Below are 16,584 nucleotides of genomic sequence, written 5' to 3' on the forward strand. Positions count from 1 at the left end.
AGCGCTGGCCCCTGGCACTGCTGCCGTGGCGCCACCGGGTCCGGCACCCGCGCCGCCGCCAGGCACATTCGCCGTCGCGCCACCGGGACCGGCACCCGCACCGGTTCCGCCAGGCACTTCAGCCGTCGCACCACCCGGCCCGGCACCGGCGCCAGGCGCACCCGACTCGGTCCCCGACGGCGCAGGCGCCATCGTGGTTTCGGTGGCGGGCGCCGTCGTGGTGGTCGTCGTGGTGGTGCTGGACTCGGTGGTGCTGGTCGAGTCGGAGCCCTTGTCGCTGCTACCGCAGGCCACGGTGAGGGTGCCTGCGGCGAACGCGGCGGCGATTCCAGCAGCGACACGGAAACGAACGGAAGTGCGATCGACGGTCATGTCTGTACTCGATTCTGTTGGTGGGTTTCTCCTCAATGGGGACCTGATGGGCTCTTACCCACCCACCCGCGATGTGAACCAATCGCTGCGAGTCAACGATCAGACCTGGGCCGTCGGCTTGAACGGCTTGAGCCAATCCGTCTCCGGCCATCCCTCGATCCCGGCCAGCAACTCGTACATGGTCGCGCCGTCGATGGTCTCCCGGATGATGTCGCCCTGTCCGGCGTGCCGTGCCAGTTCCTCGATTAGGTGGAACAACACCCATCGCACCGACCATGCCTCGACGTCCTTCGGAAACCATGGCGCGTCCCGCGGCACCGGCACCGCCGCGCCGAGGTCGGCCGTCTCCACCAGCCGCAGGGTCTCGGCACTCTGCGCCGCGAACCGTTCGAGCAGCGAGGCAAGGGTCTCGTCGGGCCTCATCGTGAACTCGTCGGCGTATTCGGCCTGACGCTCCTCCATGGATCGGCCGTCGGTCGGCGGAGCCTCGGGTGCCGAGGCCACCCGCTGCGCCCAGCTGCGTTGACAGCCGGTCGCGTGCTTGATGAGCGCACCGATCGACAGTGCGCTGACCGTGGGCGTTGCGCGCGCCTGCTCGTCGGTCAGCCCGAAGGCCAAGGCGTGGAAGGCATATTGCTGCTGAAATAGGTAGTCGCGCAGGGCTTGACGCTCGTCGGCAACGGGTGGGGGCATCGCGGGCATGGTCAGTTCTCCTTGGTGGTGGTGGTGTGGGCGTACAGATCTCGGAGCAACGCGATTTCGGCGCCGTGGTGAATGACTTCGCGGTTGATGTGCAGGACCAGGGCGAGCATCGGCATCTCGGAGTAGGGCCCCTCTGCGGGGCCGACGGGCTGCTCCAGATCGTCGGCCGTCAGGTTGCGCACGCCGGTCATCCAGCTGTCATACGCGTCGTCGAGTTGGCGCAGCGCGGTGGTGGCATCGGTCGCGTACGTCCACGTCTCGTAGGCCGCGGGTGGGCCCCCGAAGTGCGAATGGGCGCGCATCGCCAGGACGCCGACGATGACGTGGGCCAATCTCCACGCGATCGTGGTGACGGGCTCGGGCTGCGGCGGCGGGTAGGCGAAGTCGATTCCGCCGTCGGGATGCACGGTCCAGCAGTCCGGCACCGGCTCCCAGAAGTACTCGGCGTCGGTAAGGCCGTCGAGCCGGGGCCGCAATTGGTTGCGCCAGTGCCAGTCGAGTTGGTCGGCCAGGTGAGTGGTGAGGTCGGTCGTCGTCGTACTCATGGGACCACCCTCGCAGAGATATAGGACAGAAACAGTCCTAAGAGTGCGGCAGACTCTTGTCATGTCCGAAACGACAGGCAGGGTGCTGCAGCTGCTCGGCCTCTTGCAGTCACGCCGAGTGTGGAGCGGTGACGAACTCGCCGACCGGCTCGGCGTCACGGGGCGCAGCGTGCGGCGTGACGTCGAGCGCCTCCGTGACCTCGGCTATCCCGTCCACGCCAGCAAGGGCCACGGCGGCGGCTATCAGCTGGGAGCGGGCGCGGCGCTGCCGCCACTGCTGCTCGATCCCGAGGAGGCCGTCGCGATGGCCGTGTGCCTACGGGTTGCGGCGGGCGGCAGCGTGGCAGGCGTCGGCGAGTCCGCACTGCGGGCGCTCTCGAAGCTCGACCAGGTGATGCCGTCGCGACTGCGCTCACAGGTTGCTGCCGTTCACGACGCGACGACGACGCTGACGTCCGGTGAGTCCGGCGAGCTGGTCGCCCCCGACGTGCTGATGACCCTGGCGCGCGCGAGCCGTGACCACGAACACGTGACGGCCGGATACGTCGACCGCGGCGGCAACACCACCGACCGCCGCCTCGAGCCCTACCAACTGGTGACGACGGGCAGACGCTGGTACCTCCTGTGCTTCGATCGCGACCGCGACGATTGGCGCAGCCTCCGGCTGGACCGCATGGCCGACGTCACCGCGCGCGGCACCACCTTCACGCCGCGGGAGGCGCCGGACGCAGCCAGCTACGTGCGGCGCGCGATCTCCTCCTCGCCGTACCGTTACGTCGCCAAGGTCAGGTACCTGGCGTCGAAGGAAGCTGTCGCGCAGACCTTTTCGGCCTCATCCGCCGAGATCGAGGCCGACGGACCCGACGCGTGCATCGTCACCACCGGCGCCGACGAGCCCGAGCGGATGGTGCCGTGGCTGGCGCTGCCCGGCGTCGAGTTCGAAGTGCTCGAGCCGCCCGAGGTGGTCGCCGCGGTACGGGCTGTGGCCGAACGCCTCCTCAGGGCCAGCAGCTGAAGTGCTCACGGGCCGGTGCCGTCCGTACGTAGGGTGGCGACATGCACGTCACCTCGGCGGAGTCGACAGAGCTGTTCACCGGCTCAGCCGACCAGCCACACCAAGTGGTGCGGGTGTCCTACCGATTCAGTTCCCACCCAACGACGGTGCGCGTCGAGGGACCAGGGCTGCAGACCGTGGGCGACGTGAAGGCACCGCCCCGCGGCCACGCCGTCGAAGTGCCGGTGCGCGTGACCGACCCGGTCGTCGGCGAACGGCGCCGCGCGCAGGTCCTCTTCGGTCGCAGCGCGGTGGACTTCGAGTTCGTCGTCGCCGAGCCCGGCTGGACCATGCACATGGTCAGCCACTTTCACTACGATCCCGTCTGGTGGAACACTCAGGCCGCCTATACCAGCGTCTGGACCGAGGACCCGCCGGGCCGCTGCCGGCAGACCAACGGCTTCGAACTGGTCAACGCCCATCTCGAAATGGCAAGACGCGAGCCGGAATACAAGTTCGTGCTCGCAGAGGTCGACTACCTGAAGCCCTACTGGGACACCAACCCCGAGGACCGCGACGACCTTCGGCGGCTGATCGCACTCGGGCGCGTTGAGGTGATGGGCGGTACGTACAACGAACCCAACACCAACCTCACCAGCCCCGAGACGGCGATCCGGAACTTCGTGCACGGCATCGGGTTCCAGCGAGACGTGATGGGCGCGGACCCGGCGACGGCGTGGCAGCTCGACGTCTTCGGGCACGACCCGCAATTCCCGGGGATGGCCGCCGATGCGGGCCTGACGTCGAGTTCGTGGGCGCGCGGCCCGTTCCACCAGTGGGGCCCGATGGCCGACGGTGGCGACCCCGAACGCATGCAATTCGCCAGCGAGTTCGAGTGGATGGCGCCGTCGGGGCGCGGCCTGCTGACGCACTACATGCCCGCGCACTACGCCGCGGGGTGGTGGATGGACTCGTCGCCGTCGCTCGAGGACGCCGAACGCGCCACTTACGAACTGTTCTCGAAGATGAAGAAGGTCGCCCTGACCCGCAACGTGTTGCTCCCGGTCGGCACCGACTACACGCCGCCGAACAAGTGGGTCACCGAGATTCACCGTGATTGGAACGCCCGCTACACCTGGCCCCGGTTCGTCTGCGCACTCCCCAGTGAGTTCTTCGCAGCGGTGCGAGCCGAGCTCGACGAGCGCGGTGTGGCGCCATCCCCCCAGACCCGTGACATGAACCCGATCTACACGGGCAAGGACGTGTCGTACATCGACACCAAACAGGCCAACCGCGCAGCCGAGAACGCCGTCTTGGAGGCCGAACGGTTCGCCGTCTTCGCCGGGTTGCTCTCTGGCGCAGCGTATCCGGAAGCCGCCCTCGCCAAGGCGTGGGTGCAACTGGCCTATGGTGCGCACCACGACGCCATCACCGGCTCGGAGTCCGACCAGGTGTACCTCGACCTGTTGACCAGCTGGCGCGACGCGTGGCAACTAGGAACCGAGACGCGCGACACCGCGCTCAGCTTGCTGTCGACGGCAGTCGACGGCTCCGTCGTCGTGTGGAACCCGCTGGCGCACAATCGAACCGATGTCGTGACGATGCACCTCGACGTGCCGTACGACGGTGCGGTCGTCGATGCCGACGGCGAGCCCGTCCCGGTGCTGAGTGAGCATGACGGGCACTCGATCAGCTGGCTGGCGCGCGACGTGCCGTCTCTGGGTTGGCGGTCCTACCGGTTCGTGACGGGCGATGCCCCGACGGCCTGGGAGCCGTTGCCTGGTGACGGGATCGGCAACCAGTACTACCAACTCCGGGTCGACCCGGACCGTGGCGGCGGAGTGTCTTCGTTGACCGTCGACGGCCGCGAACAGATCGCGGACGGTCGCGTCGGCAACGAACTTGCCGTCTACGACGAGTACTCGGCGCATCCGAAGACAGGGGAGGGTCCATGGCATCTGCTGCCCAAGGGCCCGGTCACGACGTCGGCCGGCGCCCGCGCCACCTCGACGCAGCGCTACCGCAGCGCCCTTGGTGAGCGGATCGTCGTCACCGGCCGCATCAAGAACCTGCTGACCTACACCCAGACCGTCGTGTTGTGGGACGGCATCGACAGGGTGGATTGCCGTACGACGATCGACGGCTTCACCGGCGAAGACCGGATGCTGCGGCTGCGCTGGCCGTGCCCCGTGCCGGGCGCCATGCCCGTCAGCGAAGTGGGCGACGCCGTGATCGGTCGCGGCTTCGGGCTGACCCACGAGCGCGGATCGACGAAAGCGGTTGACACGGCGAAGTTTCCCGCCACCCTGGACAATCCGGCGTACGGGTGGTTCGGGCTGTCGTCCATGGTGCGGGTGCGGTTCTCCGGCGGGGGAGAGCGAAGCGACCCGGGGATTGGATCCGGCGGGCAGGAGCGAAGCGACCCGGGGATTGGATCCGGACGGGGTGTACGGGCCATCTCGGTGGCCGAGGTGGTGTCGCCGGGAGGGGACACCAATCCGCTGGTGCGCGATCTGATGGTGGCTCTCGCGCGAGCGGGCGTCACGGCCACCTGTTCGACTGCCACGTCCGCCCGCTACGGAGACCTCACGGTCGACTCGAACCTGCCCGACGTCCGCATCTCCATCGGCGGGCCCGATGTCAACGCCTTCAGCGCCGCGGTGCTCAGTGATACCGATGGAGCTGAGCGAACGTGGGTTCCCGCCGCCCAACCTCTCAAGGACGTCTGGGTGCCCGGGGCCGACCTGCGCGGTATTCACGCACTGCCGGTGCTCGTCATCGGCGGCGATCTGGGGGCAAGCGTTGCCGCCTTGGTCGAGGACCTCGGCGACGCCGAGATCGTCGTCGATCAGGCGGCGCCAAGCGACCTGGAGTACTTCGAGGCGCGCACCGTCGTTGTGTTCAACCGCGGTGTTCCGAGTTTCGCGGTCGACGGCGACGGCACCCTGCACACGTCGCTCATGCGGTCCTGCACCGGCTGGCCGTCCGGCACCTGGATCGACCCGCCCCGGCGCACCGCTCCCGACGGGTCGAACTTCCAGTTGCAGCACTGGACGCACACCTTCGACTACGCCGTCGCTTGCGGCGGCGGTGACTGGCGGGACGCCGACATCCCCTCCCGCAGTGCGGAGTTCAACCAGCCGCTGCTCGTCGCCGCCGCGGACCACGACCCAGCCGCCGGTGGCCTGCCGTCATGGGGCTCACTGCTGGAAGTCGAACCAGCCCGCGGCGTTGCCCTTGGCGCGCTCAAGGTCATCGGCAATCCGATTGCAGGCGGCAGTGGTCGCCGCGTCGACGCGAGCGACGGCATCGCCCTTCGCCTGGTCGAAACACACGGCAGGACAACGGAGATCGTCCTCCGCTCAGGCCTGCGAAACGTGACGGCCCCGCAACGCCTGAACCTGCTCGAACAGCCTCTCGAGGATCAATCCGGTGGTCTGACGCTGCACGGCTACGAGATCGCCACGTTCGGCGCCCACCTGAACCTGCCCCGCGTCCTCGAGTCCGAGGACACCACACTCGGGCCCGATGCCGAACCGGCGCAACCGCTCTACGCCAGGTACTGGCTGCACAATCGCGGTCCCGCTCCGCTCGGCGGCTTACCGGCCGTCGCCCACCTGCACCCGCATCAGCTCGCCGTGGATGCCGACGCACCCGTGCAGCTGCAACTCACCGCCGTCAGTGACGTCACCGACGTCGCACTCCACGGCAAGGTGAGGATCATCTGCCCGCCGGGGTGGACGGTGGAGATGGACGAGCTGCCGTTCATGCTGCCGCCGGGGGAGTTCCTCGAATCGATCGTCGACGTGACGATGCCGCCGGGCACCGCGCCGGGGCTCTACCCGCTGCGTGCCGAACTCGGCGTTACGGGCAGCGCCATCCCGGCGTCGTGGCGTCAGGTCGTCGAGGACGTGTGCGTCGTCGCGGTCGGAGCAACCGACGACCGGGTGCTCAAATTGATCAGTGATCCCGAAGCGGTGGATGTCCTGGCGGGGCAGACCGCCACGCTGAGCGTCACCGTCGCCACCGACGCGTACGCCGACCTCGCCGTCGAGGCGCACCTGATCAGCCCGTGGGGAACGTGGGAGTGGATGGGGCCCAACATCATCGGCGCCGACCTCCCCGCCAGGGGGACGGTCGAGCTCGAGTTCGACGTCACCCCACCCGCGTGGATTGAGCCCGGCGAGTGGTGGGCGCTGATCCGCGTGGGCTGCGCAGGCGACCTGGTGTATTCACCTGCGGTCAAGGTGGTGGTGCGATGACGTCCGTGGCGGCGATGGTGGGCGGCGCGGAGGTCCTCGTCAGCGAGGTCGACGCCAGCGAGGATCGGCTGCGTGCGACGCGGCTCGCCAGTGCCCTGCCGCGGCCGGAAACCAGCGAGGGACGACAGCTGCGTCGCTGGCTGACCCAGGTGCTGGTGACCGCACGGGTGGTGTCCGCCGAGGCCAAGGCCGCGGGTCTGACGGCCGACGGGGCGCCCACCGAGGACGCGCTCCTACCCGATGTCGCCGCTCGGCTGGAGCTCGGCAGCGTCGCGGCGGCGGTCCTCGAGGACGGGTTGGCGCGCGCGTTGTTCGTTCACGTCACGTCTGGCGTCGAAGTCAGCGACGCGGAGATCAGGGACTACCACGACCGCAACCCCTTTCGCTTCGGTGACCGGGCCCAAGGCGTCGGCGGCTGGCGGGGCAGGCCTGTCGAGGCCACCCTGGACGACGTCCGGCCGGACATCGCCGAGCACCTGCTGGCCGTGGCGCGCCGCCGCGAGTTCCGCCGCTGGGTCGATGCCCGTTGCGCCGACCTCGTGCACCTCGCGCCCGGCTACGAACATCCCGGTGACCCCCGCCAGCCCGACAACACCCACAAACACTGATGAGCGATTCGACCCTCGCCCTCGACATCGGCGGCACCAAGATCGCCGTCGGACTCGTCGGCCCCGATGGCGACCTTCTTCACCACGCACAACTGCCAACCCCGGATCGGGACGCGGAGGCCATCTGGGCGGTGGCCGAGGGTCTGCTGATCGAGGCATTGGCCGCGGCCGATGGCGACGTCCGGGGTGTCGGCGTTGGATCTGCAGGGCCCATCGATCTGGCCACCGGCACCGTCAGCCCAATCAACATCACGGCGTGGCAACGCTTTCCGATAGTCGAGAAGGTGGCGGCCGTCACCGGTCTGACCGTGCGGCTCGGCGGTGACGGGCTGTGCATGGCGATGGGCGAGCGATGGCGCGGAGCCGGCCGAGGCGCGCACTTCATGCTGGGCATGGTGGTGTCGACAGGGATCGGCGGCGGACTGGTGCTCGACGGCGCGCCCTACGACGGGCGTACCGGCAACGCCGGGCACGTGGGCCACGTCGTCGTCGACCCCGATGGGGTGCTCTGCACCTGCGGTGGCCACGGCTGCGTCGAGACCGTGGCGTCCGGCCCCCACCTGGCGCGGTGGGCCCGGGAGAATGGTTGGCAGGCACCGCCGGAAGCCGATGCGAAGGAACTCGCTGACGCCGCGAACGCGGGTGACGCGCTAGCGCTGAAGGCCTTTCATCGCGGTGCGACGGCCATCGCCACGACGATCGCCTCGGTCGCGGCGGTGTGCGACCTCGACCTGGTGGTCATCGGCGGCGGGGTGGCGAAATCGGGTGCGCTGCTGTTCGATCCGCTGCGCAAGGCGCTGACGCGCTATGCCGGCCTCGACTTCATCAAAGACCTTCGCGTACTGCCCGCCGAGCTGGGGGGCGATGCCGGGCTGGTCGGCGCGGCAGCCCTCTTCAACGCCTAACTCTGAAATCGCTCAAGGGGAGCGGGTCACGTTGTCACCCGAGGCCGGGTCGAACAGGTGGATGCGCTCGGCGTCGAGCCACAGCGTGGCCTGGTCACCGTTGCGCACGCGGCTCAGCGGATCGAGCTCGACACAGATCTGGGTCCGCATCTGCTCGCTGTCCAACTCGTTCGCGAGTTCGGCGAGCTGGGAGACGATTTCGGCGGGCGCCTCGAACGGGACGAAGGCGTACTGCTCGTTGCCCAACCACTCCATCACGTCGATGGTGACGTCGAAGGTGACGCCGCGGGACTTCTTGCCCGCGTCCACGAACTCGGCGTCTTCGAAAGCGCCAGGGCGGATGCCCGCGATGTAGACCTTGCCGTCCTCAATCGAATCGCGCCACTCGTCGCGCAGCGGGATGGTGACGAACGGCAACTCGATTTGGTCGCCGCTGATACGCGCGGGCACGAAGTTCATCGGCGGAGACCCGATGAATCCAGCGACGAACAGGTTGACGGGCTGGTCGTAGAGTTCGCGCGGACTCGCAATCTGTTGCAGCACGCCCTTCTTCAACACTGCCACCCGGTCACCGAGCGTCATGGCCTCGGTCTGGTCGTGAGTGACGTAGACGGTGGTGACCCCGAGGCGCCGCTGCAGCCGCAGGATCTCGGTGCGCATCTGGCCGCGCAGCTTGGCGTCGAGGTTGCTCAACGGTTCGTCGAACAGGAAGGCATCGGCCTGCCGCACGATCGCCCGGCCCATCGCCACCCGCTGCCGTTGACCGCCGGAGAGGTTGGCAGGCTTGCGGTCGAGGTGCTCGCCGAGCTCGAGCGTGTCGGCAGCCTCGGTGACCAGTTTCCGAATCTCGTCATCGGAGTGCTTGTGGGACAACCGAAGTGGGAACGCAATGTTCTCGAACACGGTCAGGTGCGGATACAGCGCGTAGTTCTGAAATACCATCGCCAGGTTGCGCTCGCGAGGCGCCTTGTCGTTGACGCGGGTGTCGCCGATGAGCATGTCACCGGAGGTGATGTCCTCGAGCCCGACGATCATTCGCAGCAGGGTGGACTTCCCGCAGCCCGACGGGCCGACCAGGATCATGAACTCGCCGTCGGCGACGTCGATGCTCACGTCGTTGACGGCAGGAAAGCCGTCACCGTACTTCTTCACGATGTTGCGCATGGTGATGGCTGCCATGGTTATCCCTTCACTGCTCCTGAGGTGAGGCCGGCGACGATGCGGCGCTGAAAGACGAGGACGAGGATGACGACGGGGATGGTGACGATCACCGATGCCGCCATGATGTAGGGCACCGGCGATTCGAAGTACGAGGCGCCCTGGAAGAACGCCAGCGCCGCAGGAACGGTGCGGGCACTGTCGGTGGACGTCAGCGAGATGGCGAACAGAAAGTCGTTCCAGCAGAAGAAGAACGTCAGGATCGCGGTGGTGAACACCCCTGGCGCCGCCAGTGGCACGATCACCTTGCGGAACGCCTGCCACGCCGTGGCGCCGTCAACCTGCGCGGCGTGCTCCATCTCCCACGGAATCTGCCGGAAGAACGCCGACATGGTCCAGATCGACAGGGGCAGCGCGAAGGTCAGGTACGGGATGATCAGACCGAGCCACGTGTCATAGATGCCCAACCCGCGCCACATGTCGAATAGTGGACCGACGAGCGCCGCCTGCGGGAACATCGCGATGCCCAGCGCGAGCGACAACAGCACTTTCTTGCCCCGGAACTCAAGGCGGGCAATGGCATAGGCGGCGAACATCGCGATGACGACCGAGATGAACGTCGCGATGACCGCGATGCCGATGGAGTTGATCAGCGCCCGGGTGAACAGCGGGTTGCTGAAGATCTGGGCGAAGTTGTCCAACGTGAACGTGCTCGGCAGGAACTGCGGAGTTCCCGAGACGATGTCCGACGGCGGCTTGAAGGCCAAGCTGATCATCCACAGCAGCGGAAAGAAGCTGTAGACGACGATGGCGATGCCGGCGATCGTCCACCAGCGGGTGGCCTTGGCGCTGTTCACTGGTCGCCCCTGACCTGGGACAGGTCGGTCTTGAACACCTTGATGAAGATCCAGGCGATCAACACGACGCTGAGGAAGAGCAGCACCGAAACAGCCGATCCCATCCCGAGATTGACCAGCGTGACGTTCTGCCGGTAGGCCAGGAAGGAGATCGTCTCGGTGTTGTTGGCCCCGGCCGTCATCACGTAGGGGTTGTCGAAGATGCGCCACGCATCGAGAGTGCGGAACAGCAGGGCCACCATGATCGCGGCCTTCATGTTGGGCAGGGTGATCTTCCACAGGCGCTGCCACGCGGTCGCTCCGTCGACCTTGGCGGCTTCCTGCATGTCCTCGGGAACCTGAACCAACCCGGCCAGCAGTAGGAGCGAGATGAACGGCGTCGTCTTCCAGATCTCGGAGAGGCAGATCACGAAGATGGCCGACCAGCGACCGCCGAACCAGTCGAAGTCGACGAGGTTGATCCACTGGTTGACGAAACCCGAGTCGATGGCGAACGCGTAGCGCCAGATGAACGCCGACACCACCGTGACGATGCCATAGGGAATCAGGATCGCGGTGCGCAGCGGACCACGCCCTCGGACGATGCGCAGCATGACGAAGGCGAAGCAGAAGCCCAGGACGAGTTCGACTGCGACGGTGACGATCGTGATCGCGAGCGTCGTCACGAAGTCGTTCCACCACACCGGGTCGGTCAGGATGACCCCGAAGTTGGTCAGCCCGACGAAGGTGCGTCCATTCGGATCGGTGAGCCGGAAGTTGTATAGCGACAACACCAGCGCATAGCCCAGCGGGTAGGCGGTGACCAACAACATCACCACGTACGACGGCAGTGTCAGGTACAGGCCGAGTCGCCGCTCGCCACGAACCCGCTCGCTGATGGTCGCCTTGCCCGTCTCCTGAACGGGCGGGCTCTCGACCGTCGTCACAGCAGTCGCCTTCCGGCCAGCACGTCAGCCATGAATTGATCTGTCCTCTCGGGGGTTTCGCTGGTGACGGACGCCGGCGGATGCCAGGTCTGGGTGATCGCGCCTGCGACGTCGGTGTAGAAGGGGGTCAGCGGACGCGGACCGCCGTCGGCGATGGACTCGCGGATGAGATCGGCGTTCGCGTACTCCTTGCGGATGCCGGGGTCGTCGTAGGACGCGGCGTACGGCGAGGGCTCGCTCTCGTCGAGCATGTACTTGGTGGCCTTGGGTTCGGCGTTGATGCACTCGACGAGGGCAACGGCCTGCGCGGGGTGCTTCGAATAGGCGCCAATCCCCAGATTGGCTCCGCCGAGTGGCGGAGCGCTCGGTCGGTCGGGGGACACCCTCGGGTAGCGGGCCCAGCCGATGTCGTCGACCACGGACTGGGCGAGCGTGCCCTCCTCTGCGGCGGTGCGCGCGGCCGCGAGCACGTACGGCCAATTGAGCATGAACATGCCCTGCTCGGACTGGAACGTCGCCCGGGCCTGCTCTTCGGCCGCGTTGGACAGGTCGACCGGGGCGGCACTGGATCGGGCGAGGTTGCCGACGATCTCGGCGGCCTTCTCGCCGGCGGGACTGGAAAGGGATGGCTTCGCATTGCGTCCGGCTTCGACGTCCTGCAGCACCTGACCGCCCCCCGACAGCACCAGGGCGTTGATCCACACCATGTAGCCCTCGTACCGCTGGCCCTGCACCGAGATCTTCTTGCCTTGGCCGACAGCGGCTTTGAGCATCTCGTCCCACGTGAAGGTATCGCTCGTCGGATCCACCCCTGCCGCGGCCGCCTGCGACTTGCGGTACCAGAGGAGCTGCGCGTTGGACTTGTACGGAGCGCCGAAGAGCTTGTCGTCCCACATGCCGGTCTTCACCGGCGCGGGCAGCATCCCGGCCGTCAGACGTGCGGTCTCCTCGGCGGTGAACGGGCGCAGGAATCCCGCGTTGGAGAACTCCGCGGTGAACACCACGTCCAGGCTCACGACGTCGATGGACGTGTCGCCCGCCGCCAGCCGCCGCACCATCTGCTCCCGCTGCGCGGTGGCGGTGCTCGGCAACGACTCGATGCGCACCTGATACGCGCCGCCCGACGCGTCCGCGCACTCTTGGGCCCGCGCGGCCGAGCCGCCGTTGTCCGGCAGGATGTACCACGTCAGCGTCGGGGGACCACCTTCGTTGCCGCAGCCGGTCAACAAGGTGGCGGCCAAGAGAGGCACGCTGGCCAGCGAGATTGCCCATCGTGTCCGCGAACGGGCGAACTGAAATCGATTCATGCGTCCTCGTCTGTCGATCAGTGAGCTGCCGGGTGTCACGACCAGCCGTTTCGACGTGCCCCCGAGTGTGGCACACCTCACACCCAGGTTTGGGTGGGTTGCCTATGCTTGTCCTTGAGCCGAGTCGTCGCGGCGGTCGCTGCCGACCACCCAAACCTTCTGCGGAACTGCGATTTCCACCCGAAGAGGCGCATCTGGGTAGTGCGCAACGACATGCGATCAACCGATACGAGGAGTGCCGTGGCCCCCGCCGAATCCTGGTGGCAGACCGCCGTCGTCTACCAGGTCTACATCCGCAGTTTCGCCGACGGCAGCGGCGATGGCATCGGCGACGTCGCGGGTCTGCGCGACCGGCTGCCGTACCTCGCGCGTCTCGGCGTCGACGCCATCTGGATCAATCCCTGGTACCCGTCGCCGATGGCGGACGCCGGTTACGACGTCTCCGACTACCGGGACATCGAACCGGCCTACGGAACCCTGGCCGAGGCCGACCGACTGATCGCCGAGGCCCACGAGGCCGGCATCCGAGTGCTGCTCGACATCGTGCCGAACCACACCTCCGACCGTCACGCCTGGTTCATCGCGGCGCTGGCGGACGAGCCGAATGCGCGGCAGCGCTATCACTTCCGGCCCGGCCGGGGCGCCGATGGAGCACTGCCGCCCAATGATTGGAAGAGCGTCTTTGGTGGGCCGGCCTGGACCAGGGTGGCGGACGGCGAGTGGTACCTGCACCTCTTCGCTCCCGGACAGCCCGACCTCAACTGGGAGAATCCGGAGGTACGCGTCGAATTCGAGGACGTGTTGGCCTTCTGGTTCGACAAGGGCGTCGACGGCTTCCGCATCGACGTCGCGCACGGGCTGGTGAAGGCCGACGACTTGCCGGACGGTGGCGTCGGTAACGATGCGGCGCCCACGCTGGTCCAGCACACCGCCGCTCATCCCGCCTGGGATCAGGACGGCGTGCACGACGTCTACCGCGGTTGGCGTGGCGTCGCGAATCGGTATGCGCCGGAACGGATCTTCATCGCAGAGGCGTGGGTATCGAGCAACGAGCGATTGGCCAGGTACCTGCGTCCCGACGAGCTGCACACCGCCTTCCAGTTCGACTTCTTGCGGGCGCCGTGGCGCGCTGAGGTTCTGCGGACGGTCGTCGACGACGCGATTGCCGCGGCGGCGACCGTCGGGGCCCCGCCGACCTGGGTGCTGTCCAACCACGACGTCACTCGCACGGTGACCCGCTACGCCCGGTCGCAGCCTGACCATCTCATTGAAACCGACTGGGAGCGGGCGCGTTGGGCTGAGGAGCCTGTCGACCTCGACGTGGGCCTGCGTCGTGCCAGGGCGGCGGCGCTGATGCAGTTGGCGCTGCCGGGAACCGCCTACGTCTATCAGGGCGAGGAACTCGGGCTCGAAGAGGTCGAGGATCTGCCTGACGAGGTCCGTCAGGATCCAATCTGGGTGCAGTCCGGGTGCGCCGACGTCGGCCGTGACGGCTGCCGGGTTCCGCTGCCGTGGTCGGGTGACGTTGCGCCCTTTGGTTTCTCGCCAACTCCGGAGGTGCAGACGTGGCTGCCGCAGCCGGCGCATTGGGCGGCACGCACCGCCGAGGTCGAGGACGGCGATCCCGACTCGACGCTCAACCTCTACCGCGAGGCGCTGGCTGCGCGGTCGGCGGTCTGGGTGGATTCCGGCGACCTCGAGTGGATCGCGACCGCACCCGAGGTGGCAGCGTTCCGGCGCGGCAGCGCGCAGTGCTGGGTCAACACCGGTCAGGCGCCTGTGGTCTTGCCCGCCGGCGCCAGGGTGGTGCTGGCATCGGTGCCCGGCACCACGACCAAGCTTCCCGCAGACGCGACGGCCTGGCTGGTGACGCCGACGTCCTAGGCGTCAGAAGCCTTGCGTGCCATGTGCTTTCGTCCCCAGCCACACAGGACCTCGAGGACGGGCGCGAGCGTCATACCGTACTCCGAGATCGAATAGTGCACGCACGGCGGCACCGTCCGCGCGTCGTGCCGATCCAGGATGCCCGCGTCGACGAGATCGTGAAGGTGCCGGATCAGCATGCGCTCGGTGATGTCGGGGATGCTGCGCCGTAGTTCGGCGGTGCGCATCGGGCCGTCGACGAGGCGCCACAGGATGGTGCCCTTCCAGCGGCCGTCGATCACCGTCAGTGCGGCGTCGATCGGGCACTCGTTGACGCCCTTCTTCGAGACTGCCATGCCGCCTCCAACGTGCTGCCAAATTTGTCAGTACCTTGTTTCTTGTCAGCGTAGCCAGCATTGTCGACTTCATGTCGGGAATCGTCGAAGTCATCGCGGTACTGCTCGCAGGTCCACTCCTCGGCGTCGAGTTCGGGGTGGCTGCCGTCAGCAATCCGATCGTCGCGAAGCTGCCCGACGCGGCGTTCCGTCAGTTCCGCAGCGACGGAGGCCGACTGCTCGGAGCGGTCATGCCGTTCTGGTACGTCGCCACGCTGGTGGCGCTCGTCATCGCGGCGGTGCTGTCGCGAAGTGGTCTAGTGATCGCCGCCGCCGCACTAATGGTGGCCGCCGTCCTGCTGACGGTCACCACGCTCGTTCCGATCAACAACCGGATCGGGAAGTGGGCGACCGATGCCGATGTGTCGCGCGACCTCGCCCGCCGATGGGACCGGCTGCACTGGCTGCGGGTGGCGCTGCTGACGGCCCTCTTCCTCTGCCTCGCGATCTCTGCGCGTTGACGTTCGCACCGGATGTTGCGCGCACAAACCGCACGTGCAGGGAGGGGAAGGCCCGTTTTGGCTGATCGGCGGGTAGCACGGTATTCTTTCCACGTTCCACCGAAGACCGTCGGTCACCGAGAAATCGGTTGAAGGTTCCGGGATTGCCCGGACGGCCCACGCAGGAGGACGAGGCAGCACCCGCCGGCATGCGCTGGCGGATCTTCACGCCCCGGCCGCTCTGCGCCGGGGCGTTCGTCGTTTCTGGGATCAATCCCTATTGGGATCAAACCCTGTTGGGGTCGACCGACGGACCCAATCCTAGATAGGAGGCATGCATGGCCAAAGCTGACAAGGCCACCGCCGTTGCCGACATCGCCGAGCAATTCAAGGAGTCGACCGCCACGGTCGTCACCGAGTATCGCGGGCTCACCGTGGCCAACCTTGCGGATCTGCGCAAGTCCCTCGGAAAGTCCGCCAACTACTCGGTCGCCAAGAACACCCTCGTGAAGCGCGCTGCGTCCGAGGCAGGTGTGACGGGTCTCGACGAACTGTTCACCGGCCCGACCGCAATCGCGTTCATCAAGGGTGAGCCCGTCGATGCCGCCAAGGCAATCAAGACGTTCGCCAAGGACAACAAGGCCCTGATCATCAAGGGCGGCTACATGGACGGCAAAGCGCTGTCCGTGGACGAGGTCAACCGCATCGCGGACCTCGAGTCGCGCGAGGTGCTGCTGGCCAAGCTGGCCGGCGCGATGAAGGCCAAGACGAGCCAGGCCGCGGCGCTGTTCGCAGCTCCGGCATCGCAGCTCGCCCGCCTCGTCTTCGCGCTGCAGGAGAAGAGGGAGGCCACCGAAGGCGCTCCCGCGGCTCCTGTCGCAGAAGCATCGACCGACGCCGAAGTAGAAGCACCGACGGACGCCGAGGTAGAGGCCCCGGCCGACGCACCGGCCGACGCCGAATAGACCAACCCGCAAGACCCCAAGCAAGAACCCCCAATCAAGAAATAGTGGAAGGACCACACAATGGCCAAGCTCAGCACTGAAGACCTGCTCGACGCGTTCAAGGAACTGACCCTGTTGGAGCTCTCGGAGTTCGTCAAGGCCTTCGAGGAGACCTTCGACGTCACCGCCGCCGCGCCGGTTGCCGTTGCAGCCGCCGCTGGTGCCGCCGCTCCCGCCGAGGCCGCCGAGGAGCAGTCGGAGTTCGACGTCATCCTCGAGGGTGCCGGCGAGAAGAAGATCGGCGTC

15 protein-coding genes and 1 pseudogene are annotated in these 16,584 nt (G+C 67.4%); 8 read left to right on the top strand and 8 right to left on the bottom strand.

From position 1 onward, the window contains the following. From QOD90_RS19225 to QOD90_RS19235, 3 genes and pseudogenes are all read right to left on the bottom strand, one after another. Positions 1-372: pseudogene (locus QOD90_RS19225) on the bottom strand (hypothetical protein); the annotation flags it as partial. 99 nt (positions 373-471) lie between these two features. Further along, positions 472-1,074 carry a DinB family protein gene (locus QOD90_RS19230; protein ID WP_526352423.1) on the bottom strand — a complete coding sequence of 201 codons (603 nt, stop codon included), beginning with the start codon at positions 1,072-1,074 and terminating at the stop codon, positions 472-474. A 2-nt stretch (positions 1,075-1,076) separates the two neighbouring features. Next, complete coding sequence (locus QOD90_RS19235; protein ID WP_526352424.1) at positions 1,077-1,619, bottom strand: DinB family protein; 543 nt, start codon at positions 1,617-1,619, stop codon at positions 1,077-1,079. A 61-nt stretch (positions 1,620-1,680) separates the two neighbouring features. Between QOD90_RS19235 and QOD90_RS19240 the strand changes: the two genes are divergently transcribed. Genes QOD90_RS19240 through QOD90_RS19255 form a run of 4 tightly spaced genes read left to right on the top strand, consistent with a single transcriptional unit; the run spans position 1,681 to position 8,388 of the window. Continuing rightward, positions 1,681-2,634 carry a helix-turn-helix transcriptional regulator gene (locus QOD90_RS19240; protein ID WP_526352425.1) on the top strand — a complete coding sequence of 318 codons (954 nt, stop codon included), beginning with the start codon at positions 1,681-1,683 and terminating at the stop codon, positions 2,632-2,634. A gap of 41 nt (positions 2,635-2,675) precedes the next feature. After that, positions 2,676-6,875, top strand: coding sequence for a glycoside hydrolase family 38 N-terminal domain-containing protein (locus QOD90_RS19245; protein ID WP_526352426.1), 4,200 nt, complete (start codon positions 2,676-2,678; stop codon positions 6,873-6,875). Then, on the top strand, positions 6,872-7,483 hold the full coding sequence (locus tag QOD90_RS19250) for a DUF7158 domain-containing protein (RefSeq protein WP_526352427.1): 612 nt from the start codon (positions 6,872-6,874) through the stop codon (positions 7,481-7,483). Before QOD90_RS19245 ends, QOD90_RS19250 begins: the two co-directional genes overlap by 4 nt. Beyond that, a complete protein-coding gene (locus QOD90_RS19255) occupies positions 7,483-8,388 on the top strand; it encodes an ROK family protein (RefSeq protein WP_526352428.1) in 906 nt (301 codons plus the stop codon). The genes QOD90_RS19250 and QOD90_RS19255 overlap by 1 nt, the downstream gene beginning before the upstream one ends. Positions 8,389-8,400: 12 nt before the next feature. Here QOD90_RS19255 and QOD90_RS19260 read toward each other — a convergent pair whose 3' ends face one another. The 4 genes from QOD90_RS19260 to QOD90_RS19275 are packed head-to-tail and all read right to left on the bottom strand — an operon-like array spanning position 8,401 to position 12,579. Beyond that, on the bottom strand, positions 8,401-9,567 hold the full coding sequence (locus QOD90_RS19260) for an ABC transporter ATP-binding protein (RefSeq protein WP_526352429.1): 1,167 nt from the start codon (positions 9,565-9,567) through the stop codon (positions 8,401-8,403). Between the two features lie 2 nt (positions 9,568-9,569). Beyond that, positions 9,570-10,403: a carbohydrate ABC transporter permease gene (locus QOD90_RS19265; RefSeq protein WP_526352430.1), complete on the bottom strand. Its 834-nt coding sequence runs from the start codon at positions 10,401-10,403 to the stop codon at positions 9,570-9,572. Next, the gene (locus QOD90_RS19270) at positions 10,400-11,329 is read right to left on the bottom strand and encodes a carbohydrate ABC transporter permease (protein ID WP_526352431.1); all 930 of its coding nucleotides are present in this window, start codon (positions 11,327-11,329) and stop codon (positions 10,400-10,402) included. The genes QOD90_RS19265 and QOD90_RS19270 overlap by 4 nt, the downstream gene beginning before the upstream one ends. Then, positions 11,326-12,579 carry an extracellular solute-binding protein gene (locus tag QOD90_RS19275; protein ID WP_526352436.1) on the bottom strand — a complete coding sequence of 418 codons (1,254 nt, stop codon included), beginning with the start codon at positions 12,577-12,579 and terminating at the stop codon, positions 11,326-11,328. Before QOD90_RS19275 ends, QOD90_RS19270 begins: the two co-directional genes overlap by 4 nt. A 258-nt stretch (positions 12,580-12,837) precedes the next feature. Between QOD90_RS19275 and QOD90_RS19280 the strand changes: the two genes are divergently transcribed. Next, positions 12,838-14,520 carry a glycoside hydrolase family 13 protein gene (locus tag QOD90_RS19280; RefSeq protein WP_526352437.1) on the top strand — a complete coding sequence of 561 codons (1,683 nt, stop codon included), beginning with the start codon at positions 12,838-12,840 and terminating at the stop codon, positions 14,518-14,520. On the opposite strand, the gene QOD90_RS19285 is transcribed toward QOD90_RS19280, so the two are convergent. Continuing rightward, positions 14,517-14,855: a winged helix-turn-helix transcriptional regulator gene (locus QOD90_RS19285; RefSeq protein WP_526352432.1), complete on the bottom strand. Its 339-nt coding sequence runs from the start codon at positions 14,853-14,855 to the stop codon at positions 14,517-14,519. The genes QOD90_RS19280 and QOD90_RS19285 overlap by 4 nt on opposite strands. A 71-nt stretch (positions 14,856-14,926) precedes the next feature. Here QOD90_RS19285 and QOD90_RS19290 point away from each other — a divergent pair, with 71 nt between their 5' ends. The 3 genes from QOD90_RS19290 to rplL all read left to right on the top strand — a co-directional run. Beyond that, positions 14,927-15,355, top strand: a complete 429-nt coding sequence (locus QOD90_RS19290; protein WP_526352433.1) for an anthrone oxygenase family protein — start codon at positions 14,927-14,929, stop codon at positions 15,353-15,355. A gap of 317 nt (positions 15,356-15,672) precedes the next feature. Continuing rightward, positions 15,673-16,299, top strand: coding sequence for a 50S ribosomal protein L10 (rplJ, locus tag QOD90_RS19295; protein ID WP_526352434.1), 627 nt, complete (start codon positions 15,673-15,675; stop codon positions 16,297-16,299). A 60-nt stretch (positions 16,300-16,359) separates the two neighbouring features. Further along, a partial coding sequence (rplL, locus tag QOD90_RS19300; protein WP_526352435.1) for a 50S ribosomal protein L7/L12 occupies positions 16,360-16,584 on the top strand: 225 nt, incomplete at its 3' end.

It is taken from the genome of Mycobacterium sp. (assembly GCF_032161845.1).
In the GTDB taxonomy this organism is placed as follows: Bacteria; Actinomycetota; Actinomycetes; order Mycobacteriales; family Mycobacteriaceae; genus Mycobacterium.

Coding starts and splice junctions, on each gene's coding strand:
- QOD90_RS19230 (WP_526352423.1), bottom strand. CDS start 1,074: ATGCCCGCGATGCCCCCACCCGTTGCCGACGAGCGTCAAGCCCTGCGC.
- QOD90_RS19235 (WP_526352424.1), bottom strand. CDS start 1,619: ATGAGTACGACGACGACCGACCTCACCACTCACCTGGCCGACCAACTC.
- QOD90_RS19240 (WP_526352425.1), top strand. CDS start 1,681: ATGTCCGAAACGACAGGCAGGGTGCTGCAGCTGCTCGGCCTCTTGCAG.
- QOD90_RS19245 (WP_526352426.1), top strand. CDS start 2,676: ATGCACGTCACCTCGGCGGAGTCGACAGAGCTGTTCACCGGCTCAGCC.
- QOD90_RS19250 (WP_526352427.1), top strand. CDS start 6,872: ATGACGTCCGTGGCGGCGATGGTGGGCGGCGCGGAGGTCCTCGTCAGC.
- QOD90_RS19255 (WP_526352428.1), top strand. CDS start 7,483: ATGAGCGATTCGACCCTCGCCCTCGACATCGGCGGCACCAAGATCGCC.
- QOD90_RS19260 (WP_526352429.1), bottom strand. CDS start 9,567: ATGGCAGCCATCACCATGCGCAACATCGTGAAGAAGTACGGTGACGGC.
- QOD90_RS19285 (WP_526352432.1), bottom strand. CDS start 14,855: ATGGCAGTCTCGAAGAAGGGCGTCAACGAGTGCCCGATCGACGCCGCA.
- QOD90_RS19290 (WP_526352433.1), top strand. CDS start 14,927: ATGTCGGGAATCGTCGAAGTCATCGCGGTACTGCTCGCAGGTCCACTC.
- rplJ (WP_526352434.1), top strand. CDS start 15,673: ATGGCCAAAGCTGACAAGGCCACCGCCGTTGCCGACATCGCCGAGCAA.